At 39.4% G+C, this 25,713-nt stretch carries 23 protein-coding genes; 7 read left to right on the plus strand and 16 right to left on the minus strand.

Annotated elements, in window-relative coordinates:
- Nucleotides 1-98 precede the first annotated feature (98 nt).
- Entirely contained in the window at nt 99-815 is a 717-nt protein-coding gene (deoD, locus tag V7108_RS20330; RefSeq protein WP_335513013.1) for a purine-nucleoside phosphorylase, read from the minus strand.
- Between the two features lie 255 nt (nt 816-1,070).
- Here deoD and V7108_RS20335 point away from each other — a divergent pair, with 255 nt between their 5' ends.
- A complete protein-coding gene (locus V7108_RS20335) occupies nt 1,071-1,916 on the plus strand; it encodes an MBL fold metallo-hydrolase (RefSeq protein ID WP_335569245.1) in 846 nt (281 codons plus the stop codon).
- 74 nt (nt 1,917-1,990) lie between these two features.
- Here V7108_RS20335 and V7108_RS20340 read toward each other — a convergent pair whose 3' ends face one another.
- Entirely contained in the window at nt 1,991-2,164 is a 174-nt protein-coding gene (locus V7108_RS20340) for an asparagine synthase (RefSeq protein WP_335513009.1), read from the minus strand.
- Between the two features lie 579 nt (nt 2,165-2,743).
- Here V7108_RS20340 and V7108_RS20345 point away from each other — a divergent pair.
- Nucleotides 2,744-2,962 (plus strand): spore germination protein, encoded by a 219-nt coding sequence (locus tag V7108_RS20345; protein WP_335513008.1) that lies wholly within the window; start codon nt 2,744-2,746, stop codon nt 2,960-2,962.
- A gap of 145 nt (nt 2,963-3,107) precedes the next feature.
- On the opposite strand, the gene V7108_RS20350 is transcribed toward V7108_RS20345, so the two are convergent.
- Complete coding sequence (locus V7108_RS20350) at nt 3,108-3,440, minus strand: ABC transporter permease (RefSeq protein WP_335569246.1); 333 nt, start codon at nt 3,438-3,440, stop codon at nt 3,108-3,110.
- Nucleotides 3,441-3,742: 302 nt separating this feature from the next.
- On the opposite strand from V7108_RS20350, the gene V7108_RS20355 reads away from it, so the two are divergent.
- Nucleotides 3,743-4,438 (plus strand): cobalamin B12-binding domain-containing protein, encoded by a 696-nt coding sequence (locus V7108_RS20355; protein WP_335569247.1) that lies wholly within the window; start codon nt 3,743-3,745, stop codon nt 4,436-4,438.
- 15 nt (nt 4,439-4,453) lie between these two features.
- Nucleotides 4,454-5,422 (plus strand): YbgA family protein, encoded by a 969-nt coding sequence (locus V7108_RS20360; protein WP_335569248.1) that lies wholly within the window; start codon nt 4,454-4,456, stop codon nt 5,420-5,422.
- 118 nt (nt 5,423-5,540) lie between these two features.
- On the opposite strand, the gene V7108_RS20365 is transcribed toward V7108_RS20360, so the two are convergent.
- Nucleotides 5,541-7,466: a heavy metal translocating P-type ATPase gene (locus tag V7108_RS20365; RefSeq protein WP_335569249.1), complete on the minus strand. Its 1,926-nt coding sequence runs from the start codon at nt 7,464-7,466 to the stop codon at nt 5,541-5,543.
- Nucleotides 7,467-7,874: 408 nt separating this feature from the next.
- Between V7108_RS20365 and V7108_RS20370 the strand changes: the two genes are divergently transcribed.
- Entirely contained in the window at nt 7,875-9,209 is a 1,335-nt protein-coding gene (locus V7108_RS20370) for an Nramp family divalent metal transporter (RefSeq protein WP_335569250.1), read from the plus strand.
- Nucleotides 9,210-9,329: 120 nt separating this feature from the next.
- Here V7108_RS20370 and ndk read toward each other — a convergent pair whose 3' ends face one another.
- On the minus strand, nt 9,330-9,785 hold the full coding sequence (gene ndk, locus V7108_RS20375) for a nucleoside-diphosphate kinase (protein ID WP_335513027.1): 456 nt from the start codon (nt 9,783-9,785) through the stop codon (nt 9,330-9,332).
- A 325-nt stretch (nt 9,786-10,110) separates the two neighbouring features.
- Here ndk and V7108_RS20380 point away from each other — a divergent pair, with 325 nt between their 5' ends.
- A complete protein-coding gene (locus V7108_RS20380; protein WP_335569251.1) occupies nt 10,111-10,497 on the plus strand; it encodes an ACT domain-containing protein in 387 nt (128 codons plus the stop codon).
- Between the two features lie 279 nt (nt 10,498-10,776).
- Here the strand turns inward: V7108_RS20380 and V7108_RS20385 are convergent, their stop codons facing one another.
- The 6 genes from V7108_RS20385 to V7108_RS20410 all read right to left on the minus strand — a co-directional run bounded on the left by V7108_RS20385 (nt 10,777) and on the right by V7108_RS20410 (nt 16,693).
- Nucleotides 10,777-11,259, minus strand: a complete 483-nt coding sequence (locus tag V7108_RS20385; RefSeq protein ID WP_335569252.1) for a nucleoside deaminase — start codon at nt 11,257-11,259, stop codon at nt 10,777-10,779.
- A gap of 313 nt (nt 11,260-11,572) precedes the next feature.
- On the minus strand, nt 11,573-12,349 hold the full coding sequence (locus V7108_RS20390) for an REP-associated tyrosine transposase (protein ID WP_335569253.1): 777 nt from the start codon (nt 12,347-12,349) through the stop codon (nt 11,573-11,575).
- A gap of 810 nt (nt 12,350-13,159) precedes the next feature.
- Entirely contained in the window at nt 13,160-13,681 is a 522-nt protein-coding gene (locus V7108_RS20395) for a cupin domain-containing protein (RefSeq protein WP_335569254.1), read from the minus strand.
- 250 nt (nt 13,682-13,931) lie between these two features.
- A complete protein-coding gene (locus tag V7108_RS20400) occupies nt 13,932-15,887 on the minus strand; it encodes an NAD-binding protein (RefSeq protein WP_335569255.1) in 1,956 nt (651 codons plus the stop codon).
- A 6-nt stretch (nt 15,888-15,893) separates the two neighbouring features.
- Nucleotides 15,894-16,190: a RyR domain-containing protein gene (locus V7108_RS20405; RefSeq protein ID WP_335569256.1), complete on the minus strand. Its 297-nt coding sequence runs from the start codon at nt 16,188-16,190 to the stop codon at nt 15,894-15,896.
- Nucleotides 16,191-16,321: 131 nt separating this feature from the next.
- The gene (locus V7108_RS20410) at nt 16,322-16,693 is read right to left on the minus strand and encodes a hypothetical protein (protein ID WP_335569257.1); all 372 of its coding nucleotides are present in this window, start codon (nt 16,691-16,693) and stop codon (nt 16,322-16,324) included.
- An 81-nt stretch (nt 16,694-16,774) separates the two neighbouring features.
- On the opposite strand from V7108_RS20410, the gene V7108_RS20415 reads away from it, so the two are divergent.
- Complete coding sequence (locus V7108_RS20415; protein WP_335569258.1) at nt 16,775-17,458, plus strand: hypothetical protein; 684 nt, start codon at nt 16,775-16,777, stop codon at nt 17,456-17,458.
- Here V7108_RS20415 and V7108_RS20420 read toward each other — a convergent pair.
- Genes V7108_RS20420 through V7108_RS20440 form a run of 5 tightly spaced genes read right to left on the minus strand, consistent with a single transcriptional unit; the run spans nt 17,455 to nt 25,590 of the window.
- Nucleotides 17,455-22,002, minus strand: coding sequence for an AAA family ATPase (locus V7108_RS20420; RefSeq protein ID WP_335569259.1), 4,548 nt, complete (start codon nt 22,000-22,002; stop codon nt 17,455-17,457). The two genes, V7108_RS20415 and V7108_RS20420, sit on opposite strands and share 4 nt — an antisense overlap.
- Nucleotides 21,986-22,528, minus strand: coding sequence for a hypothetical protein (locus V7108_RS20425; RefSeq protein ID WP_335569260.1), 543 nt, complete (start codon nt 22,526-22,528; stop codon nt 21,986-21,988). The genes V7108_RS20420 and V7108_RS20425 overlap by 17 nt, the downstream gene beginning before the upstream one ends.
- 15 nt (nt 22,529-22,543) lie before the next feature.
- Nucleotides 22,544-23,305: an ankyrin repeat domain-containing protein gene (locus V7108_RS20430; RefSeq protein WP_335569261.1), complete on the minus strand. Its 762-nt coding sequence runs from the start codon at nt 23,303-23,305 to the stop codon at nt 22,544-22,546.
- Between the two features lie 2 nt (nt 23,306-23,307).
- Nucleotides 23,308-24,690, minus strand: a complete 1,383-nt coding sequence (locus tag V7108_RS20435; protein WP_335569262.1) for a hypothetical protein — start codon at nt 24,688-24,690, stop codon at nt 23,308-23,310.
- Nucleotides 24,691-24,720: 30 nt separating this feature from the next.
- Nucleotides 24,721-25,590, minus strand: a complete 870-nt coding sequence (locus tag V7108_RS20440) for a hypothetical protein (RefSeq protein ID WP_335569263.1) — start codon at nt 25,588-25,590, stop codon at nt 24,721-24,723.
- Nucleotides 25,591-25,713: the final 123 nt, after the last annotated feature.

The raw sequence follows: 25,713 nt of genomic DNA on the forward strand, positions 1-25,713 counted from the left end.
GTTTTCAATATATAGATAGTATCAAGCTTCCTTCACGTCAAGTGGAGCAAAGGAGGCTTGTCTACCACGTTTATTTTCTACATAAAAGGAACAAAAATTTACGCTAATTCTAATGCGATTTCCATCATTTTCGTAAAGGCAGTTTGACGTTCTTCTGTAGAAGTCTGTTCTCCTGTAATCAAATGATCACTCACCGTTAAAATACATAATGCATTTACACCAGCTTTAATCGCATTCCAATATAGGGATACGGATTCCATTTCAACGCTTAAAATCCCCATATCTTGCCATTTCTTAATAGCAGTTGGATCAGCACTATAGAATACATCGCTTGATAAGATGTTTCCAATATGAACTTTCTGTCCTTTTTCATCCGCTGCTTTTTTCGCTTTTTCTAAAAGTTCGAAAGAAGCAGTTAATGGAAATTGTCCAGGTAAATTAAATTGTTGGCCAAAATTGGAATCTGTTGCGGATCCCATCCCTAAAATAACATCATATAAATTAATGTTTTCTTGCATTGCACCACAAGTACCAATTCTGATTAAGTTTTTAACGCCAAAAACATTGATTAATTCCCAAGAATAGATCCCCATGCTTGGTGCACCCATTCCAGTGCCCATTACAGAGATTTTCTTCCCTTTGTAAGTGCCTGTATAGCCTAACATTCCTCGTACTTCGTTAAAACACTCAACATTTTCTAAGAAGGTTTCCGCAATAAACTTAGCGCGTAAAGGATCCCCAGGTAACAGTACCGTTTCAGCTATTTCTACACCGTTTGGTTTAATATGAGGTGTTTCTTTTGTATTGACCATCATTTCATTTGCTCCTTTAGTAGAAGATATTGTTTTTTAGACATGTCTATTTTTTATACAAGTTAAAAATAGCACACCTTTTTATTTCACGCAAGCACTTTCAGAAAAAAGACCAAAGGGACGGTTCTGGTGGTTTTTTCCTGCTCAATTGTTGAGTAAGAAAAGCCGGGAGAACCGTCCCTTTGGCGACTTTGATATTCCTATTTTCAATAGGTATAATGGGGACATTCTATAAAAATCACGAGAGAAGGCTTTAAAATGTTAAAGCAACTAACAAATAAAGTGTATTATATGCCGCATTATTCAGAAACGGATCGTCCTGCATTGGGGTTAATTTGCGGGGATAATTTTAGTGTCATAGTTGACTCCGGGAATTCACCAGCACACGCACGGGATTTTCTCGAGTTAGTAGACAAAATGGATGCACCGCCTGTTAAGTTTGTGGTCCTTACCCACTGGCATTGGGATCATATTTTTGGGATGGACACGATGGGATACGTAGCCATTAGCCATGAGGCGACGAAAAATAAGTTAGCGTATTTAAAAACACTTCAATGGAATGATGCCTCATTAGATGCACGAGTGGAATCAGGAGAAGAAATTGAGTTTTGTCGAGACATGATAAAACGGGAAATGCCAAACCGGGATTATTTGAAGTTGAAGGTGCCAGATCTTACCTTTACCTATAAAATTGAAATTGATTTGAGTGGCGTGACCTGTGTAGTTGAGCATGTTGGAGGTGTCCATGCGCAGGATTCCTCTATCATTTATATTCCAGATGAAAAAATTATGTTTTTAGGAGATTGTATTTATCAGGACTTTTATAGCGGCGAATGGAGCTATGACCTAGAGGAACTGGTGATCCTTTTAGACAAAATAAAAAAATACGAAGTCGATATGTATGTAACCGGGCACCAAAATCCAAAAACGCGCGAAGAAATGTGGAGTTTCTTTGATGATCTAACGAACATCGGGGAAATCGTGGACAAAGAAGTCTCTCTTAATAAGGCTGTCGCTAGATTTACCGAGGTGCTAAAGGAAAGCCCGAATGAAGAACAACTCGAGTATATTCAAAACTTTGTTAATGGAAACCAGAAGAAATGAAAGAAGGACAGTGCGCCTAGCCTAGCACACCGTCCTTCTTTACAGCATTATTTTAGCGGGTTCTGCCCCACTATTCAACGTCGATGTTCCACAAGATCGATGGCCCCTAACACAATGTGAGCAAGACCGAATCCGAAAATCGTATTTGCTATCATTTTGTTGGAACCTCGTTTTTGTTTTAAGGCATATCCAGTTGCTGTTACCGCCGTACCTAATACCGTTGGAATCAAGCCCTCGCGAATATCCATGAATATCCCTCCACATCGAAGTTGTGGTGTATAAACACCAACTAATACTTTTCCCTTTTCACTCATTAATTATTATTAAATGATAAGGGAATCTTGCACACAAGTTGCAAAAAAAGCCTATCCTTTGCATACAAAGTTTTCACTTTTTACTAGACCCTCTTTACGACAAGTTTCTTTACCAACTAGGGGGATAAACTCAGGCTTAACAGCATTTATAGCCTTTTTAATCAATCGATTGGTTAACACGAATTTAACTAATTAAATGTTTGATTAAATCATGGATAACCCATCCTATCATTGAACTTTTGCCTGTTTTCATCAAAAATAATTGTAAAATAATGTCTGTGACTTTTAGAAATTTTCTTCAAAATAGACAATAAAAACTAATAAAATACAATTTTCCGCAAATACAAACAAGGAAAATTACCAATTAATCGTTTAATTAGTTTGAGTAAAAATCCAGTAATATTAAGGGTTTCCCTAAATAAGGAATTGCAAGAATTGGCATTAAAAAGCCAGGAGAACCGTCCCCCTGGTTCCTGCATACATTGAATTATTAAACGGTAAAGGATGTTCTATATGACCACTCTTCCAGGGGGCTTAAAGATTGATAACGTCAGTGGCGGTATAATCAATTTTGGCGGTACGTTATTCATCTCCCCAAAAAGTTCAGCAAAAACATTTGTTGGTTCCGGTTCCGATAATACAGGAATCCAAAACAACACCTTCAGTGGACAAAGTTCAACCACCACCCTCGACTCCGACGTTGTCGATCAGCCCATTGTCAAAGATTATTGACTTGAACTAGGATCCACTTTAATTCCGAAGAACCAGCCTGATTCAAACTGAATCAGAGGCTGGTTTTTTATATTTTCTCCTGAACCTTTGAATTTCGTCCTATTCCTTGCAGGTGTGATCCCCATTATATTCGTCTTATAAAACCCTACCCTCTGCTCACACCTTGCCGAGCACTAACAGCAGCAAAACTGATGGTAGCAGTGCAGAATAAAATAATGACAATAAAAGCCTTCCAAATATCACTACCACCCCAGCCATTGATCATTACGGCACGCATGCCTTCAAAGACATAGGTCGTCGGATTGATTAATGCGGCTGTTTTTAGCCAGCTTGCCTCGATTAACTCATAAGGGACAAAGGTCGTGCTAAGGAATAAAAGCGGGAAGAAAATAAAGGTCCCTGCCTGTGCAGCTTGAGCATTTTTCGTTCGAAGTGTAAATCCAACGGAATAGCCCGCAAACGCAAGGCCCCATCCCACTCGAGAAGAAGTACAACGACAACCCCTCCGAAGCCTGTTACCACTTTTAGACCCATGATAAATCCAATGAGCAATATGAGAATCGTTTGAGCAAGAAGTTGAAGCATCCCTGCAATAATTGGACCCAAAACAATGGCAAGTCGTGATGCAGGTGTCAACAATAGTCGAGAAAAATAGCCGTTTTCCAACAAAATAGATACCATTTAGATAATCCTATACGAACGGAAGGCGGACACCGTTTATACAGCGAAAAGGATATAGAAATTTTAACCTGGTTAAAAAAGCAAACAACAGAGAATCATATGAAAATTAGTGAGGCTGTCCATCTTTTAAATCAGTCGACATCCAAGTCTACTGAACCCCCATCTAATAGCCGATCTTTTGAGGACATAAAATCAACATTGTATCAGGCGCTCATTGAAATGAATACTCAGGAAGCCAACAACATCATTGAATTGGCTTTTTCTTTATTCGAATACGAAGATGTCTTTCATCACATTTTGGCAGAAATACTTTATCAAATTGGCGATGATTGGGAAAATGGCAAGATTACTGTAGCTCACGAACACTTTGCCTCTCAATTTGTCATAAACCGGTTTGCTCAGTTTTTAAGAATATTGCCTGTAAACAAGTCGCTGCCCAAAATATTAGCCTTTTGTCCTGAGGGTGAAGACCATCATATTGGACTGATGTTGTTTAGCCTATTCCTGCGAAAAAAAGGACATGAAGTGATTTATTTAGGACCGAATACCCCTTTTGAGGGGTTATTGGATTTAATTGAAACCCAGAAACTTTCTATCATTGCCATTTCCATGACCAATTCCGCTCCTTTAGTGAGAGTAGAAAAATGGATTCAAGCCTGTTTAGAAACGAATACCAATCTGAAGTTTGCCATCGGTGGTAAAGGTGTTCTTAGAAATCATCGAACAGATACACCATCGGTTTCTTATTTGACGGATTCAAATTGGGAATCATTGTATGAATCACAATTCCATTGATAAGGTGATGAATATATGAATCATTTCATAAAACCTGTTGTTGTGGTTAGCAGATGTTTGGGCTTTGACGCCTGTCGCTTTAATGGAGATATCATTCAAGATCATTTTTTAAATAAACTGAGAGAGTATGTTGAAGTGATAACCGTTTGTCCTGAGGCAGACATTGGTTTGGGGACACCTAGAAATCCTGTCCGTCTGGTTGAATCCAAACAACAAGGGCTTCGCCTCATCCAGCCAGTTACAGGCAGAGACTTAACAGATTCTATGACGCACTATGCGGAAACTTTTATCGAAAAAATTCACAAGCCAATTGATGGATATATATTGAAAAGTCGTTCGCCAACCTGTGGAATAAAAGATAGTAAGGTCTATTCTGAAAAAGGGACAGTTAACGGAAAAACGGCTGGGGTTTTTGCAAAAAAGATCGTGGAAAGCCAAAGTCATTTGGCAATTTCTGATGAAGGAAGACTAAAAAATTATCTCATCCGGGAAAATTTCCTTACAAAACTTTTCCTGCTTGCCTCGTTTAGAGAAAGGAAAAAACAAAACAGCATTCAGGCTCTGGTACAGTTTCAGAGTGAAAATAAATACTTATTTATGGCCTATCATCAACAAAAACAAAAAGAACTGGGACGAATCGTTTCTAATGGCGAAAATCAAAGCCTGGAGAATATTTTTGATGTATACGAACAAAAGTTACATGAACTTTTAGAACACTCTCGTTCGATTAAATCAAACATAAATGTCATGCACCATATATTGGGCCATTTCTCTAAACAGCTTCTTTCGGAAGAAAAGGCATTCCTACTAACCTTAATTGAAAAATATCGTGAAAAAAAAATCCCTCTTAGCAATCCCTTAATGGTTTTAAATTCCTGGGCTGTACGTTTCAATTCCAGCTATTTGTTGGATCAAACCATTTTTCAACCCTATCCCGAACAGCTAAACGATCTCACTGATTCTGGAAAGGGTCGAGATTATTAATATCATTTTCATGTATGGAATAAAGAAGATGGAATTCATACACAACTATATAAACAGTGTAAGGTTAAAAAATATTAGAAAAAGCTGATGAAGGAATAACCCCTCCATCAGCTTTTTCTTATTTTAGTAGCCTCAAACTATTCAAAATAACTAATATGGTACTACCTTCATGCCCGATGACACCTAATGGTAAATCCACCGCTTGTAAAAAGTTTGAAGCGATCAGAAAGACGATGACACTGATGGAGAAAACGACATTTTGTTTGACAATCCGATTCATCCTTTTAGACAAGTGAATCGCTTCGGAAATCTTCGGTAAATCGTTTTTCATCAGGATGATATCTGCTGTCTCAAGGGCCACGTCCGTTCCGCCCCCCATCGCAATTCCCACATTGGCGGTTGCAAGTGCTGGAGCATCATTAATACCGTCGCCAACCATCGCAACATTCCCAAGTCTCCCTTTTAGCTGTTTCAAATGTTCTACCTTGTTTTCCGGCAAGCATTCAGCAATGAATTCATCCACATGACTTTCACCTGAAATCACTTTCGCTGTTTTGCCGTTATCCCCCGTCAACATGATTGTATAAATGCCTTGGGCTTTTAACTGATCAATGGCAAGTATCGTTTCTTTTCGAACCCGGTCCATCAGGCCGATACATGCCACTACTTTTCCAGCCTTTTGTACAAAGACAACCGTCTTCCCCTCATCAGCCAGCCTGCTAGCAGCTTGTTCAGCAAATCGTTCAGCCGCATCTTCCCCAACAAATCCTGCCTTGCCGATTTTCCACTCTTCTTGATCAATAGTTGCTTTCACTCCCCAGCCAGCTGCATCCTCTATACTTTCCGGGTGAAGAAGATCACCCGCTAATTTTCCCTTTGTATACTTCACAATCGCATTGGCAAGCGGATGGGTGGAGTGGCTTTCAATCGAAGCCGTAATTCGTAATATATCTTCACCATTAAGCCCCTTTTGAACGATAAAATCTGTAACCTCCGGCTTCCCCTTTGTCAACGTACCCGTTTTGTCAAAAGCAATAGCTTTCAAATGGCTTAAATTTTCTAAGTGAACTCCACCTTTAAAAAGAATCCCATGCCTGGCACCATTGGAAATCGCCGATAAGGTGGCCGGCATGATGGAAGCGACAAGGGCACATGGCGAAGCCACAACCAGTAAAACCATCGCCCGGTAAAAGGTTTCTACCCAGCTCCATCCAAGAAGATAATGGGGAAGAAACATCATCACCGCTACTACAGCAAGCACGACTTTTACGTAAGTCCCTTCAAACCTTTCGATAAATAGCTGGGATGGTGCTTTTTCACTCTGAGCAGACTGAACTAACTCAATAATCTTTTGGAATAAGGTTTCGTTTGCAGGTCTCATGATTTCAACAGTAATCGAACCGTTTAAATTCACGGTTCCAGCAAACACCTCATCTTGATTTCCTTTCGAAACAGGTATGGATTCCCCCGTAATTGCTGCCTCATCAACGGTAGTCATCCCTTTGACAATTTTTCCATCGGAAGGCACTCGTTCCCCTGGTTTGATCAGAATGAAATCACCAATCTTTAGTTCCGATACATGAACGCGTTCCTCCATTCCATCCCTGACGCGTAACGCCTCTTCAGGCTGAAGTTCCATTAACGACGAAATTTCTTTATGACTTTTGTTCATGGTATAGGTTTCTAGCGCTCCGCTTAAAGCAAAAATAAAAATGAGGATGGCCCCTTCAATCCAATATCCGATAATAGCCGATCCAATCGCTGCTAAAACCATTAGCATCTCAACATTAAGTTCTTTATTCGCAATCGTTTCTTCAATACCTTCTTTTGCTTTCGCATAGCCCCCAATGACAAAAGCAAGGAGAAACAATTGAACAGACGGCACTTCAAACCCTTCCCGCTGAACGAACCATCCAAGAAAAATGAGTACTCCGCATACGATGGCTGCAATTAATTCACCATTCGCTTTTATTCTTTCCCAGAGCTTTCCTTGTGGCTGTGGCTTTTTACTGTTCAGTACTTGTACTTGCGCTTCTGTTCTCATATTTTGTGTCAACCTCCATTTCCCTCAATTATTTATTAATAATATTTTTCTTTTAATAATTATTTTAATAAGGATTATATTCATATTTTAAAAAGTTGTCAATCACAAATGAGAAAATAATTTACTAATTGAGAATAATACTCATCATCAATTCAGTATTAATAATAATTTTCATTATTCTCTTATACTAATAATGATAATTATTATTATTTATTTCACGTCTTATATCCAGAAAATAGTAATATATATTCACCTAACTCTAAAGAGTTGCTCGTGGACAAAAATTATTTACAAATACAAGAAACAGAGTTAAAATCATCTCATAAAATATTTCGTAGCTATTTATAAAGAAAAAGTTGGTCTAATGAAATTTTTTTTACTTACTACATCTTTTGGAAGGGTGATTACATGGATTCTCAGGGCTGGTTAAAACAAAGCGCGAATGTGAGTTTAGAAGAGGTAAACAATACCGTGAGTATTCCAAGTAAAGGAGGATTTTGGCGGAAACTTCTTGCATTTATTGGACCGGGATCATTGGTTGCCGTAGGGTATGTAGACCCGGGAAACTGGGCAACTTCCATCGCCGGCGGGGCACGTTTCGGTTATACGCTGTTAATTGTCATTTTACTTTCAAATTTAATTGCCATGCTCTTGCAAGCATTATCTTCAAAACTTGGGATTATTACAGGAAGAGATCTTGCCCAGGCAACGAGGGATGCAACAGGAATGAAAACAGCCTTTGTCCTTTGGATATTAACCGAATTAGCCATTATTGCAACCGACTTAGCAGAGGTCATTGGTTCAGCCATTGCCCTAAAGTTATTATTCGGCATTCCTTTATTACTGGGGATTGCCATCACTACATTCGATGTACTGCTTCTACTCTATTTGCAAAAGAAAAGCTTTCGCATTATTGAATCCATTGTCATCGTTTTAATGGTTACCATCTTTGTTGTCTTTGCATTTGAGGTCATTTTCTCAAAACCGGAAATGGCAGCTTTATTCGGCGGGTTTGTTCCCAAAGCTGAAATTGTCACAAATCCACAAATGCTCTTTATTTCATTAGGAATTTTAGGTGCAACGGTGATGCCGCATAATTTATATTTGCATTCTTCCATCGTGCAAACCAGACAATATAAAAGGACAACAGAGGGAAAAAGAGAAGCTTTAAAATTTTCTCTTATTGATTCCACCTTTTCGTTAACCGTTGCATTTCTGATTAACTCCGCCATTTTGATTTTGGGAGCGGCCGCTTTTTATGGTACCAATTTAGATGTATCCGAAATCGAAGCAGCCTATGAATTACTTAGTCCTACGCTCGGAATAGGGATAGCAAGTACGTTATTTGCAGTGGCCTTACTTGCATCCGGTCAAAACTCAACCATTACCGGAACGATTAGCGGGCAAATTGTGATGGAAGGATTTATTAACCTGCGAATTACACCATGGCTTCGCCGCTTAATCACACGTTTATTAGCCGTCGTTCCTGCGTTTATCGTGACCTGGGTAGCTGGCGCCAAAGGAACGGGTGAATTGCTGTTATGGAGTCAAGTCATTCTAAGTTTAGCACTTCCATTTGCTGTCATCCCTTTAGTGCTCTTTACAAGCGATAAAAAGAAAATGGGTGAATTCGCCAATAAATTACCCGTGAAAATTTTAGCATGGGGATGTACCGGTGTAATCGTTGTATTGAATATTTTCCTCATTGTATATACCGTTATGACAGGTCAAAATTTTGGATAAAAGGGAAAAGCCTAATTTCTCCGTATTAAAACAGGGAAATTAGGCCTTTTTAGGATTAAACATAAGGATAGAGCGGGAAGCAACATTAAAAATACCAGCCTATTGGCTGGTACTTAAGAATCAACTAGATTGCCTGTCTTCGAATGGAAAGTCGTCCTCTAAGGTATATCTATTCAATAAACCAAAGAAATTTTCAATTTCCCGTTCTGCACTTAAGCGAGAATCTGATCCATGGATTACATTTTCTTCTTTTGTAAACGCAAAGTCCCCACGGATCGTACCCGGAGCTGCTTCCAATGGACTTGTCTTTCCAATCATAAGCCGGGAAACTTCAATTATATTTTCCCCTTCCCAGACCATTGCAAAAACGGGTCCAGATGTAATAAAGTCCACTAACTCACCGAAAAACGGCTTGTCTCGATGTTCCATATAATGGTATTCTGCCTTTGTACGGTCCACAGTCATAAGCTCTGCGTTTAGTAGACTAAAGCCCTTTTGCTCAAAGCGCTTTATGATTTCTCCTATTAACTGTCGTTTCACTCCATCAGGCTTTACCATAATGAATGTGCGCTGCATCGCCATAAAATCACCCCTAGTAAATATTCAACCATCAACCTAAGATCTCTTTGGAAGATTAATGATTCTATCAACAATTATGGCAACATCTCACAGATTTCAAACCTTTAGAGACCAAAGGGACCAAAGTGGGGGAGACCAAAGGGACGGTTCTGGTGGCTTTTTCCTGCAGATTTGTTTAGTAAAAAAAGCCGGGAGAACCGTCCCCAAGGTCCCATGGGATCGCTGCGGCGGTCTTATTTTTTGTTATGCTAACGATGCAGGTTCAAAAAACAAGGGGTTGAAAGAATAAATGATATAATTTCTAAAAAGGAGTGCTAAAAGTATGAAATTAAAAGTTTTAGATTCAACTTTTTCCGTTGTGAAAATTCCTCCAACCGAAACAATACCATTGTGGGCATTAAACTCAGATATTTTTTCTATTACGCGAACAGATGAGGAACTTTCTATCGTGTGTCCTTCAGAATGTTTATCCATGAACGAAGTATTTAAGGATGTTGAAAACGATTGGAAGTGTATAAAAGTAGAGGGAGTTTTAGACTTTAGTTTAACTGGAATATTATCTTCATTAGCAAAGCCATTAGCCGAAAATAAAATCAGTATCTTTGCTATTTCAACCTTTAATACAGATTACCTGCTTGTTAAAAGCCATTCAATTCAAAAAGCAAAAGTCGTATTAGAGAATGAAGGTCACACTTTTAACCATATTTAAAAAAGTTTATTGCACTTAAGGTGCTTTGTTTAAGATTTCGGCTTTCGTATTGGCAGCCTGATAGTCCAAGAAGTTATTATGAAAGTAGAAATAGGACTCGTATTTCTACTTTCATATGAATTACTAATTACACCTTTTGGCATTCATACCACTACAACTGTAGAGTTTACTTAGCGTTAGATACTATAATCATTTGTACTTTTAATGAACACACTAAAGTAATTTACCAATATATTTTTACATCTATGGCATATCAGCTTTAACATCAGGGCGCTATGTTCAACGTCTCCTCGCGTAAAACTGACGATGGAGTTGACGAACTTGCTCCGCTAGTTCCGGAACAGGACCATCAATTGTGGTATCCCGAATAACATCTTGAATGGGAAGATTTCGAACGCGCGATGGAGCAACCCCCATTTCACTCAACCATTGTACCAGTTGCTCGGACGAACTTGCATAAACAATCCGACCTAAACCAACCCAGCCGTGGGCTGCAGCGCACATAGGGCAATGTTCACCCGAGGTATATACTGTCGCCTTTCCTCTTTCTTCAGTTGTCATGTTCCCGGCCGCCCATCGCGCCAAAGCAAATTCTGGGTGCTGGGTATGGTCACCATCTGCAACGTGGTTATGGTCTTCTGCAAGAACGTCTCCGCTGGCTGAGACAAGAACAGAACCAAATGGCTCATCACCTTTCTCCAGCGCAGTTTTTGATAGTTCAATACAACGTCGCAGGTGCTTTAAATCAAAATCACTTATCATAATTGAAACCTCCTCAGCCTTTATTATTTTTTCATCAATATTTCAGGGGTGCCGCAGGGACGGTTCTCATGGTTCGATTTAAGGAACATAATTGTCAATGATAAATACTGAAAACATTAATGGCTACTACATTGTTAAAAAACTTTTCTCCGAGAACCTCGAAAAGGTATAGTAAAATTGTTTCCCACATTATATAACCATGTATCATCTATATCCTAGTTTCATTTATACACATTCCTGTCACTAACCGAAGGTGAACATCATTATATCCTAATACCATAATAAAAGGCCATCAGAACCGTCCCCACGGTCTTCACGCCTTAGAGATAAGTGTTCGTGAGATGCCTAAGATCCTTGATAGTTGGCGTTGTGATATGCCTTTGTTTTGTTTTGCCTTTTTAAGGATTTCATTTCTTTTGAGTTTTGGTAAACTTTTAACTTGGGCGATTTCAATTCCATCTAACAGTTTCTTAATCTTTTCCCTTGCTTCAATATCCGTTAATTTTCTTTCAGCCATATGGTCATCTAGACACTGATCCTGATTGACGCTTTCATTAAATTCTTTGAATCTTTCCCTAGCTACAATGTTTTCCTCCGAAAACTTTCCTAAAATGAATGTAGAATCCAAGAGTTCCCTGCCCTCATTACAAATTCTGTAATAATATCGGCAGCTGCTCCACCTCCATTCATCCACCCTTTTGACGATACCTGCTTTAAGTGGATTTTGATGAATGTATCTTACTACAGTTAGTAAATACCGGAGATTTTCAACATTCTCACTCCTGAACCTGTCCTGAAAAAGATGCCCTGACGTTCCGTACTTCCCGTTATAGTACAAGGCAAAACTTACACCTATTCGTTTCATTGTGGTCGAAATATCTTCATTGCCTTCTCGTAACAACAGGTGGACATGATTACTCATCAAACACCAGCCGTAAATCTTCACGTTAGTTTGCAACTTATATTTATGCAATAAATCGAGAAATCTTGAACAATCCTCATCATCGTGGAAGATTTCCTGTCTATTGGCACCTCTTAGCATAATATGATAAATTCCGCTTCCGCATTTCACTCTGGCTCTTCGAGGCATCTTAATCACCTGAAGGAAACATCGTTCTACTCTTTTGCTCTTTTTCCCTATTTACTGTTTCTTTTAATTCCATTCAAGCTTCTCCCTTGCATTTATTTGGATGAGTAGCAAGTTGCTTATGCTTATCTATCTTCCTTTATTTGTGCGGCCTCCATAAGAGCCACATCCGATATCGATTCTTCCTCATTTAAATCTAGCTAAACGGATAATCTTTATTTGCACTTGGATAATATGACCTTACTTAATTGTCATACTGCTGCTGTTTTCCAGTTCAAAGAGAATCGCCAATTAGTTTTTCAAGCGATTTTCTATTTCTCAAAAAAAATAATTGTAGGTAGATGGTTGTGAGTATTACTATCGAGTAAAGTGGTAATAGTTCGAATGATGATTTAGATGGGGGAGTAAAATAGAAGTTTGGAACAACATTATGTCACTTGTTCCAAAGCATGCTCTCGCTAAGGCTAAGACGATTCTGAAATCAGTCGATGGCAAAAAAATAGCAGACGGGTCTCTTATAGATGGGGAAGAAAATATGTATTCGTGGTTAAAAAACACGCGTGGTAATCTTTAGTAGAATTAGTAAGGAAGAAACGATTTATATCAAACCTATCATACACCAATTTTCAAAATACTTCATTCAATTCTTCTGTGAAAATAAAAAACTCTTTGGCTAAGAGCTTCTCTCAGCCACAGTGTGAATTTAATTGGTCGATCTCACAAACCTTAAAATGGTTCAACCATCAATACCGACCACATTGTATGATGGCTGATACCACTAATAAAAGAATCATCAGAACCGTTACCGGACCTCTATTCGGGAATTACTTCATATGCAAGCTTAATAATAACATCCTTGTATTGAGGATATTTTGCCAAGAGATCAGCCTGTGTGAACAATTCAAAGTCCTGAAACTCAAAGCCTGGTGAAACCATACACCCTACTAAAGAAAATGTGTCGTCACCCATAACAGACGATCCAAAGATAGAATTTTTTGGAACCAACGCTTGTGGTACTTCTCCTTGATCCAAGTCTAATCCTAATTTAAATTCTTTATATTCCCCATTCTCATCAATAATATGAACCGTTAATGGACTTCCTGCGTGATAATACCATAGCTCATCGGATTTCAAACGATGAAAATGAGATACGTCATTTGAAGTTAAGAGAAAGTAAATACTTGTATAAAGCCTGCGCTTCCCTTCAAAATTCACTGTTAATTCTTGATCAGAAGTCCTTTCCTCTGATGCAAATGTACTTTTATAATATCCACCTTCTGGATGTGGCTCCAGCCCGAGCTTTGATACAAAATATTGTGGATCCATATTATCCATAGTAAAATACCTCCTGCTACAAAAGGATTGTGGTTTTTAGCTTACCAAACATACAATCATATAATCAAATGGTCTGAAGCCACGGAGATGGTTCGAAGCCACTGAGCCAATTTTTTTAAAAAACTGCTGGTTTTTTCAATAATATGGTAAGAATGTGAAGTTAAAGGTAGGATATGTTTTCAGTGGCTTCGGACGGTTCTCTTGGTTCCTAATAAGGTTAGTTTGGACCACAAGAACCGTCCCCTTGGTTTCAAATTTCTTTTACAATCCTATATCCACCCATCTGCATGGTTTGATAAAGCTCCAGTACGACATCACTGTCATATTTTTGATAGTCTTCGCCTGTTATTTCTTCGATTTTCTTCAGGTCATCATAGGAGACTAAACAAGCATGAAGCCTTTTGTCAGGGTCTTTCGTTTTCCCATCAACAATTTCTTCAAGAATGTCCCACCCTCTAAGAAAATGGAAAGCATTCCAACGGTGATGTTCAGCGGCCCCTAGTAACGTAAGGTGTTCCTGCGCTGCTGCGATGTACTCTTCTGGTGTTAAGGCTTTATGACCGCTTTTCTCTATTTCACCTGCAGGAACTGCCTTTAACCCCATAAGCATAAGCTTTACTTCAGCATGATTGAGCTGATTCCGATTGGATTCTTTTAAGAAGGTTGAAAGTTGGTCCCACGTTCCCTGTTTCTTTTTCGCCCCCTCTTCCTTGCTCTTTCGATAAGCTTCATGAATATTTTTTGCGCGATCTTCCAATTGGTCATTGACAACATAATCATAAGTCAATATTTCCTCATAGTTTCCAAAAAGATAAAGCTTGTTAAACTTCTCTGTGTTTGTGTGCAGCCAGTGACTGATTTGGGCTTTTTCACTTAATTTTAAGTAAATCGGGAGGTGAGGTATCGTTTTGCCAAGCTGAATGCCTGCTTTAAGATCGTCAAAATCATCTTTTAAACAAACAAAAATATGCGTGTAGGCTGCTTCTGCAGCATGGACATAATCATCAATCGAATCGGTTTCAATATCAATCGTATGAAACGTTAAGTCTGCGACCCTTTTACTTTTTGGATAGTTCTCATACCACTCTTTTTTTACTTTCTCGGCATGCTTATCCAAAATAGTTATTTTGAGTTGTGCAGAATTTATATAATGTGCCCGTTCTATTGCCTGAAGTGCCAAATGTTGACCGGTTTGGCCAAATCCAATAAATAATAAATGCAATGCTTCTCCGTTCGGATTCCGAAGTCGTTCTTCATATCCCTTATGAAGCGGGTATTCATTAAAGAGTTTTTCTGCCACTACCTTTTGTAAATTAAATGGTTTAACAGGAAGATAGTCCGCCCGGTTCGTTTTTAGGGAGAGATCTGTTTCGATTTCTTCAAACAGCTCATAGGATTGGTGATAAGCTAGATGTACGATCACCTGCTTTAAACTCAGTGATACACCAGTTTCCTTGACAAATTCATTTAATGCGAGTATTTCATTTAAATTCTTTGAATCTTCTTCATTAAAAATAATAAAATACTCGGCACTAGATAATTTGCATTTTTTATATAAAGAGGTACTTCCTTGTTTTCCAATCAATAAAATAACTCCTAACTCACGCATATACGTCATTTGTGATTCAGAGATTTCTTCTACGATCAAAACAACCTTTTTCTGTTGTTTGCGCAGGTTCTCTATCAACACTTTGCTTTTATGATGATAACCAGAAATAACGATATGATTTCCAAAGATCCGATATAAAACTAGTTTGAAAGATTGATTGAAAAACAAATAAATTAATGAAAATAAAGTTGAAATTGTGTAGGCAGCAGCCGTCCAGCGCGCAATCTCTATGGCAAGCGGGTAGGTTGTGAATTTACTGGCTGATTTTGAGAAAACAGGGTCTACATCCAGCAGGAACAGACGAAACGTTGAATACAATGCATTTGTAATTGAATAATCTTCGATTGCGTGAAATTTAAATCCGTATACTCCTGAAGTGACCGCAACAATAAATAATAATAACTGTATACGGTTATTTTTAAGAATCTGAAAATAAAAAATAAACCAATATCCACATAGGACTATCGTAACCATTGTTGCTAAGAAGAGATTGGGCGTCCTTGTTTCCAGATGAAATCCCCATAAAAGAGCAACAATTATTAGAGTAAATATGCTATAGAAAAGGACAGAGGCATGCGTATGAATGATTTTTTTCACTTTTCCCTATTCCTTTCGAATGTCTTTTTCAATTTTAAATCCTAATGATAAAATCATTTTTAACGTTTCCATTGCAGTGTTACGATCATAATCTTTGTCTTCTTCCGTTAACTCTTCATATGGAACGAGATTCGGATGCATCCTTTTGCGATCGTTCCGCTCTGGTCCATAGGTCCAACCTTGTTCTATTCTTTGTGATGCCCAGACCTCATGAATATTTTTAGCTAATTCCTCCTTGAGTTCCAGAACTTCTACTGGTAACCCAATTCCCGAAGTCACAATCGGTTCTGGTTTATACGTCATTACCCTCACCCTTTCTGTGCCAAAGGTGTGCCAAAGGGACGGTTCTCATGGTTCCGAATAAGGTTCGTTTGGACCACTAGAACCGTCCCCTTGGTTTCCCCATGGTTTCCCCATGGTTTCCCCCTGGTTTCTTATCTCCACCTCTTAGCCAAAAAAATGCCTAAGACTATGGAAAATAACGATAGATAGAATCCAATACCTGATAGTACATAATTTGTTCCACCTAGAATAAACAGCGCTGCTCCCGCAATGAAGCCTGTAATACTCAAACCTTTCAATATGGAATGAGATTGTTGACTCTTTTTCGCTCGTTTGATGTACTGCATTCGTACAAATTTTTTACCTAAATAAAAATTCTTCAGACGAAATAAGCCATACAAGACTGCGAGTGCCAGAAGAAAATTAAGAACGGTCTGGAGTCCAAAGTCACCAAATACTATGGCAAGAAAAAAAATTCCTATTACGATAAAAATAGAATTAATCATTAAAGATAGAAATCTCAAGTTTAAACGCCCCTAACTCTCTTTACCTATTACATCATTTGATTTACGATAATGGTAGATTATCATTTTTGGGGTGGACTTATGTACTTTTTCAACTATTATTTCCGTTTTATAAATATTCTGGTGTTAACCTTTGTTGTAGCATTTCCCATTTTCGGGTTTGCGCTCTTCCTATTTTTTGAGCCGCAGACAGAATATCAGCTATATTTTGAAGGAAAATTCCTGGCTTTCTTTACGGTTTTTATCATTTGCTTATTTATCAGCCGGCTTCTTAATAATTTACGGCATGAAAAAGCACCTAGTAACATCATACATATTCTTTGGATTGGTCTATTAACCATGCTTCTAATTTTTTCAAGTCTGTTCGGCTTGATGATGATGAAGCAATATTTCACAGCGTTCCAAGATGACCTTCCCGTTCAAACGAAAAGTACGTTGGCACAGGTCATTCCCATCGAAGAGGAATTATTCGGACCAATCGACAACAGTTTAGTTGGTCAGATTCCATACAATGCACGCGGTAACATGCACCGATATGGGATTCAACTCATTGATACCAATCATCAGGTCTACCAAACCGCCTACTTTGATTCATTAGATGACTATACCTTTACACTTAAAAAATTAAGAGGCGAGGTCGGCAATACTATCATCATTGACCTGCTGCCAAAATCAAAGCGAATTGTTTCCATTGAGGTTCCAACTGAATCTGGGCCATTCTATGAAAATGAATTTCTATCAAAAGGAGAAGAAGGGAGCTTTTAGCTGGCCCCTTCTTTTTTTTGCGGAAAGTGGTATTCCTTCCTTTTCATCGTATTTCCTTCAATTGTCTGTAATTTGTCCCCATTCCAGTACAAACCAATCATCGGTTCATTGGTATAAAAAAGCGCTGTTTCTTTTCCTTCTGTAAGCATGAAAACCTTTAGCCAGTTGCCCAGCCCCACAGCTAGATAGTTCCCCGTTTCATCCCAAGCCAGCAGGGAATTCGCACCCAATACTTGGCCAAACCGCTGAATCCTTTGTAAGTTTGCTTTCTCACTTTCTTGCTTGGCCATGTCTTCTAAACTAGCTATCTTCTCATGCGGCAGCAACATAATATCATGTAAATAGTCAGCAAGCGCATGTGATACACCTGTTGGGAAGCAATCAAGCTGATGGACAACTTGCTTCAATTGGACCTGAACAACAATGAATTCAAACCGCATCCCTAAAAAAGCAATTTGTTTGCTATCATGGCTCCATTCATGGTTTTCCACCAATTGGTTTAAGCTTCCCTTGGCGATTAATTTTTCGTTTATTTTTCCCTTTTTTGTACCCGCAATCTGATAAACAAAAAATTGATTGCCAATGCAAATAGACAAGTATTGACCATCCGGACTCCACTTCATAAGAATTTGCCCCTCACTTTCAGGGCCAGCATCCAGCATCCAGCTCTTCCCATCATTTGTATTCAGATCGATCAAATCTATCAACCCGTCAGCGTGTACAATACAAATCACTTGTCCGTTCGTTGACCACCGTGCCGTAATGATTTCACTACTTGATGTAAACGTCTTTTTTACATAACCGCTCCGAATATTCATGATCCACACTTGATCTTTTGTCCCGAACGCTGCCAATTTTTCATCCGCAGATAGGTGACAAAACCGGATGTTCCCTGATTTAAACGGCTGATATTGAATGATAGAGTCCTCTTTGAGATTATGAATCTGCATGTATTGACCTAGATGCCCTGTCGCTAAATAAGATTTTGATGAAGACAGCGAACTAGAAATGATCAACGAATCGATAAATTGGGTATTAACTTGTTTGGCAGCAAAGATGTCTTCTACCTGTTTGGATAAGGCTTTTCTCCGTGGTATGAGTACATCAAAGGCTCCAGCCAATCTGTTCAGCCAGTCTGCATAATGGGCAAACACCCATAATGGATGGGTATAGGCCCAATCAACCTGATCACCATTGCTGCTTTTGGCATCCAGCTGGCGGAAATCCCATATCGTTACCTTTCCGTCAACGGTAATCGTAGCAAGGAGCCCGTCCTTAAAATCGATTGTCAGCAAGGTTTCGGAAGCTGGCAAGGCAAGCCGCAGCTTGCCATGTCCAGATTTTCCCTCCCAAACAAAGATTTCGCCTTTATCTAAAACTGAAAGAATTTTCGTTTGATAAAAATAATGCCGGCCGATTTCCAAACCAATGGTACTATCTTCCCTTACGCCGCGTTCAATATTCCAAACCATGATTCCAGTGCTTTCACTTGTCCATAAGAAGCCCTCATCGTCATAGTACATGTAATGATAGAGAGAGGTATCTGGCATGAGTTGATATTTCGAGCGCAGCACTTTCTTTTCGGTCTGGTTATGAACATCCCAAATCACCATTTTTCGATAATCTGAACTAAACTTTGCTTGATACCAGATCGCGAGTTCATCCCCATCACGTCTCCAGGCTAATTGAAGAACGGCCTGATCGATGGGCTTACACGTAACCTTCTCTTGGGATGGCAGATGGATGATTTCAACTATCCCTTTCTCTGTGCCAACGGCTAGGTCTTCACCATTCGGCCTCCAAGCTAGATTTAAGATGGTCTCTTCTACCTGTGTCTCGTAAACACACGTAAAAGTAGATGATTCCAAGATACTCAGTTTATGGTTACTGGCAAGCGCTAGGAGATCCTCCTCCTCCGAAAAAACAACGTGTTTAATCGTACCAATTCCCGGATAATGCTGATTGATTTCTTCGCCTGTATAGATATCCCAAATTTTAATAACGTCGTCATGAATGGTTAATAATTGCCTGCCATTTGGATGCCATTTACAAAAAGATAAATCAATATCTGGCAATTGAAAGGTATGTTGATAATAATCTAAATCAAGATCCTGACCTTGATTGGAAAGAAGATATTGGATACTTTTCTCTTCATACCAGCGTTTTGCCTCACGAAATACCTTTGAACCTTCAGGCATTCTGATCGCAAATGGTAAAATTTGCTCTGGGAACTGCACAAGTAAACTATGGTGAATTTGACAAAAACGTGAAAAATCATCTGCATACTGTGTGGAATGCCTGGAACCTTCCTGCAAGTTTTTCAGATTTTCATAGTCTCGCAGTAAATCATGAGAAAGTTTTGTTTGTATCTTTGACTGGAGGAAGTTGAAATCTGTTAACAGGCTTTCCATTTGTCGATCATATCCTGACTGATACAATTGGAGTGGAAGTTCGAATGCCTTGCGATGATTCGGAATCTGACTTTCTTCTCCGTCCAAAAAATTCTGCTTATCTTGAAAATAGTCGGCGATTTTTTCATGAAAATCTTGCTTTAAATAGGTCTCTTTAATTTTCCGGCCAATTTGACGGTGGTAAAAGCTATAGATATAGGAACCATTCTCATTTCTCTCCATCAAATAGGGCTCAAGATCATTAAACAAGCGCGCCCAAATGACTACGGGCAAGTTTTTCCCGAGATACTCATGCTTAGCCTTACTATAAAAATCTTCCATTACATCACTGTTTTCCGATAACAATGCAAGTAACTCAGCCTCTTCCAAGCCGTTCCTTGAGGCTGCCAAAAGGCCGAACACATGGTTGATTAAGACAGATCCATGGTTCGATGGATGGGACAATCGCTCAAAAAACTGCTCTAATATTCCATCAATGCTAGGGAGAAGAGGTCGCTTCTCTTGAAAGGAGGTCCATAATTTCACCTCTTCAAATGCAAGCTTTAAATATAGAGGCAAGGGGCTCTTTTCAAACGACTGCAGCACAAGTTCCTCCTGTTCAGGCTGTAACGTTCGTTGCTCTTGATTTAGCCAATAACCCAGCAGCTCCCTCCCTTCAGGCCTGCTCATAGGTACAATCTCAATGAAATGGTTGTCCGAAAAGGTTCTGGTCATAGAGGTATAGAAACTGCTATCCTTTGCTACGGTTCCAATGATCGTTACGTACTTAGGTAACTCCTTTACAAACAAAGAGGACAAAATTCGCCGGTCCTGTAATTGGTCTAGCCCATCCATCACAATCACGATTGGCTCTCTCAACGAAGCATTTTTGAATATGGAAAGCAGCTCATCTTCTAACTCATCCATGGTACGCATTTCAAAAATTTCTACTGCACGTTCTGGCTGCAGCTCAATCAAGATGGATTGCAACAATTCAAAGGAATTTAATCCAAAAGAGGATGCCCCAATATAACGCTGTACAAGGTGTACCATCGAACCGTTCTCTTTTAAATGATTTGCAAGGGCGGCTGCAAAAGCCGTCTTTCCAACGCCAGACTCTCCGGAAATGATTACAGGATTCAACGGTTGCTTCAGTTTTTGTTCAACCTGCATGAGCTGTTCTTCCCTGCCTATAAAGAATTGGGAATGAGCTTTCGAAAACTGCTCATGAATTTCCTTCTCTTTCATCGCGACGGGAAGTTCCAAAATTTCTTCACATTCTCTTCTAATGACACCTTCTAACTTGGCAAGCACATCTTGATAAAAGTCTGGTAAGTAACTCACATCAATATCATCACCAGCCCAATCAACACGATGGGAACGAATATTTTCTTTTGGCAGGAATCCTTCAATGTCTTGCTTTAGCCTAGCCAGACGCTCCTGGTTCACCTCATCAACACTGCCTTTTTCTGTGTAATCAATAAAATCCCGTGCATGAGAGGTTTGCGGTGGATGGATAAATTCACGAAAAAACGCAAATACGTGGTCGGCGGCATCTTCTTGCTTAAAGGCCCCTTCCCGAATCTCGTGCTCAGTTGCCGACAACAAATAGTGATCTTTTTGTTCCGTTGAGAACGGAAGCTGCTGAACGGTTTCATCAAAGATGGACCGCAGCCTGCCCTCAATTTCCTCCCAAACCTCCGCCTCTTCAAATTTCCCCGTACGAGGCAATAAACGGTAAGCAGATGGCAATTGATTACAATCCTCCTGATACCACTCTTGTAACAGGGTATAACCAGACACATCATGGTTCTTCAGCCACTCCAAAATCATTTCAAACTCATGCTTCTCAATCTTATTGGGAATGGGCCGCCAGCCGTAGCGGTTACCTAAGAGAATTAAAAAATTGGGCTTAGGAGAAAGCTCCTTACAACGGCGGAGCTCATTGATACAAATATCCATTGTGCGATGGTCAAGCTGAGCCTCCGTAGGAACACCCCAGCGCAGGTCAATCGCCTGAAACTTTGTTCCATACTGTTCACATAATTCCTTCAGGCGCGGAAAAACATATCGTTGCAATGCAGTTCGCTCGTGCTTTAAATCGGTGAAAGTAGAGCTGACAAATAAGCGAAATATTTTACTTGACCTTGGCATACTCTGACCCTCCTCGCATAAAGCCTAATTTTTGGGCAAATAAGATCCAACTGAGGTGACTCAACAGCATGGAGCCATTACTGATTAACAGTAATAAACCTAACGATGGGAACGACGGATGAAGATGCGTTGACAGCTGCTGATTCCACCAAGGATCAAGGACCATAACAAAAACACCAGCTAAGAGTAGGACAGTTGGTGTAATGACTAGGCAGACATTAAGCCCTTTTGTCTGACCAGAAAGACTTGTTGGCACAATCCCAAGTATCAGTGCAGCTAACATACAAAACACCGGAAGTGACCATGAAAATGGAACTGATCCATAGAATGCTTTAAACATGACGATGGCTGCACCTGCAAAAAAAACCGTATGGGTCAAAGGAATAAACATGCTATAAACCAGGATGTAAAAATAGGATAAGATGCCTTTATTTTTTCGAAAGAAATAGCGTTCAAAGCAGACAAGGCAGATGAAAAAAAACACTAGATAAAGAATGATAACCGATATCGTTAACATGAATGCCATATTCTGTACCTCTTCTTAATTAAATTCCCTTAGCTGTGCTTGGATAAATATAGCAGCGCGAGCTAAATTATTGTTCTTCTTATTTGAACTTGAAAATAGCAAGTCGGCACCACGGTACTTCTCAAGGATGAACATGACAGACTCCCCTTGGTAATTTTCAAGATGCGGATCTAACCCAAAATCAATCATTTCAAGGGTAGGGTTCTTAATACTGGAATGATGGGAATCACAGATATTGTCCTCTAAACAATACAACAATGAGTGCAACGGAGTATTTCCGTTATTATCTTGACTATTCGGATCCATCCCTTGTTGCAGCAATTCCGTTACCAGCCATCCCTGCCCTCCTACAAAAGCTAAATGAAGCAAGGTACGCCCCTCATCATCAACTTGATTTTTACTGTCAGGAGAGGCTTGATAGAATACTTTCGTTACCCCATCATTTCCTTCAAACAACGCCTCCTGCAGAGGGGTTTTATTCCTCGCTCCCCCCTTTTCCGTTAACAACTTTTTCGTATCAAGCTCCAGTAAAAGTTCAGCCATTTCAGCGGTACCGTACTTGGCTGTATAATGGAGAATATTTGCTCCGCGCGCGTCTCTTTCATGAAGCAATGACGAATCTTGAGCGAGTTCCTGCATTTTATTCAGATCCTGATAATAGACAGCCCTCATTAAATCATTTTGTTCATAGGTATTTTCATCACTTTTATAGACACTAAAACTTGAACAGCCTGTTAACATTAGCAGCATTAGCACACCAATGGCTATCCTCGACATCATCATCCCTCCTGTCTGTGCCGGATTTTCCACATATAAATAGCACCCCCGACAATGGAACAACAACTGCCAATGAAAAACGTATGCAGAAGCACAGGAATTTCCTCTACCTTAATTTTCATTTCAATATAATCATGTGCATAGGTGAAGATCTGGCTTGAAACATAAAGATCATAATTAAATAAATACATAACCATTGTGATCAGAGCAGCAAGGCTGCTTGCAAAAACAATCAGTTCGTTCATCGGGTTGCTGTGTGTATATTTTGCAATCAAATATCCTTTGCGGACACAGATCGAAAAGAAATAGAGTATCAGCAGGTAAAACACTAATTTCAGGAACAGCGTATTGTCAACGTATGTAAAAATTTCAACCATCCCATCAAAGGTACGCTCGTTTTCTAAATAAACACCCTTTGATAAAGAATAGGTTAGGAACTCCTGCACCCCTGATTCATCTGAAATGATATTCAACGAGCTAAATAGCAGAACTCCTAGGAACAAAGGCGCAAATAATAATCCAAAGTATAGCGAACTTTCATCGATTTCATCCATATTTACACCAATTAGTGCACCAATAAACAAAACAAGATACGTCAAAACCACCATTTGGCCTGCTACGTTCACTGCTTCGGAAAATGGATTTACCTCATAACTGATTCCCTTTTTCCATTTTCGCTCCTGTTTCAGTATAGGAAGATATAAAAACAGCACACTCGTAATAAATGAAAATGCAAGAATCGCAGCAAATGAATAGGTAAATTGGTATTCAGCCCCTTGAAACGCGGATGGCGCTGTTTGACGGCTAAACAGTCCCATTCCTGCTAGTAAAAGGGAATGGACCAGACTTGTTAAAAAAATAAATAACCGATTTGTCCTTTTATCTTGATCCAGCCATTTTTTACTTAGATGATACGTGAGATAAAGCACAGCAAATGGAATAATAAGGAGGAACCCAACACCTAATTGATAGTTTATGTATAAGTTGCTTATCTCGCTTCCCTTTTCAAACATTTCTCCTTGTGGAGTACTTTGCAGCATAATGGAACCAAATTGCTGATAGATAGCCAAGAAAATATGATTCCAGTCAAGTCCTTCAATCATCGTCTGAAGTTCCTTCCCATCGTTTGGAAGGACATCTGCGGGCATTTCGCTATATAAAGCTTGCATGAAAGGTAGTAGAGGCTTTTTTAACAAGAAGGAAAGAGCACCCATCACAATAAAAGCCCCTACTCCTGCAAAAGCGGCGACCGTAACAGTTCTACGCAGGGTAAAGGGTTGTGGTACATCTTCACTTTCTGCCTGCCCGTTAAGTACCTTCGTCTGAACCTCTTGCTCATGATCATGGGTCTCAATTTCCTCAAACTGAATGTTTAACTTTTCCATAGTCTAAATCCTTTCTAAAAAATGAACACTTTATTTGGATTTTAAAATTAATTTATCATATTTACCATTGACATAGTTCTCAATCGTCACTGGCAGCTTACCACGATAATCCGGGTGGCTGCTATAATAATTCAAGTGGATTTCATTCTCATTTGGCAGATGGGATACGGCTGCCCACATATAGGTATCATTGTACATAATGATTCCATAGTTGATGGATGCTAAGCCGCGAATGGAACCAGTTTTCACTGTCGCACCAAAAGGATCCAAATTCTCTTCGTCGTATATATACATGAGGTTTTCCGTAAAGAGAGAATAATCTTCCCCTACTAACTCTCGAAATCTAGAATCTTCATCCGCTGAAGCAAACACACTTCCTACTAAAGATTTTTGAACAGATTTAGTTTCGCCCTGTTTATATTCACCAGTAAAAACCACACCCATTCCTGCCCAGTTATAACAGGATTGAGTCACCTTTTCAATTTCAATCTGATTATGCTTGTTCGTAAACCAAACGGTACATTCTTCTTCCTCCGTTCCGTAATCTTCCGAAAGCCTTCCAGTAGCCCGTTCACCATAAATCGTTGCCGTTCCCGCCAATTCCCCAATGTTAACTCCGCTAAGGCTTGTTAAACTGAAAGAAAAGTCTGTGGCTGTTTCGTCTGTTATCGTTAACGTCCCCGGAGAGGATTGACTATTCCGGCTCCATTCTCCTTCCCATGACATGGTGGAAGTTCCTTGGTTTGCTGATTCTTCAAGATTAGGAGATTGCTCGGTTGAAGCAGGAAGATAGATGACAGTAGGAGCACTATTCGTTGCACTTACGAGTAGATATGAACTTATTGCTAGAAAGAAGATCATTACGCCTAATAGACTGATTGTTATCGCTCTGTATTTCATCCGCTCATTTCCTCCGACAAATTCTAGTGAATTTCCGCCTTTAGCACCATATTATAACATTATTTTGGTAAATTGTGACGAAACTTGAAGAGAACTGTCTAATTCAAACGATTCGAATCATGA

The organism is Neobacillus vireti, assembly GCF_036962345.1.
GTDB classification, from domain to species: domain Bacteria; phylum Bacillota; class Bacilli; order Bacillales; family Cytobacillaceae; genus Neobacillus; species Neobacillus vireti_A.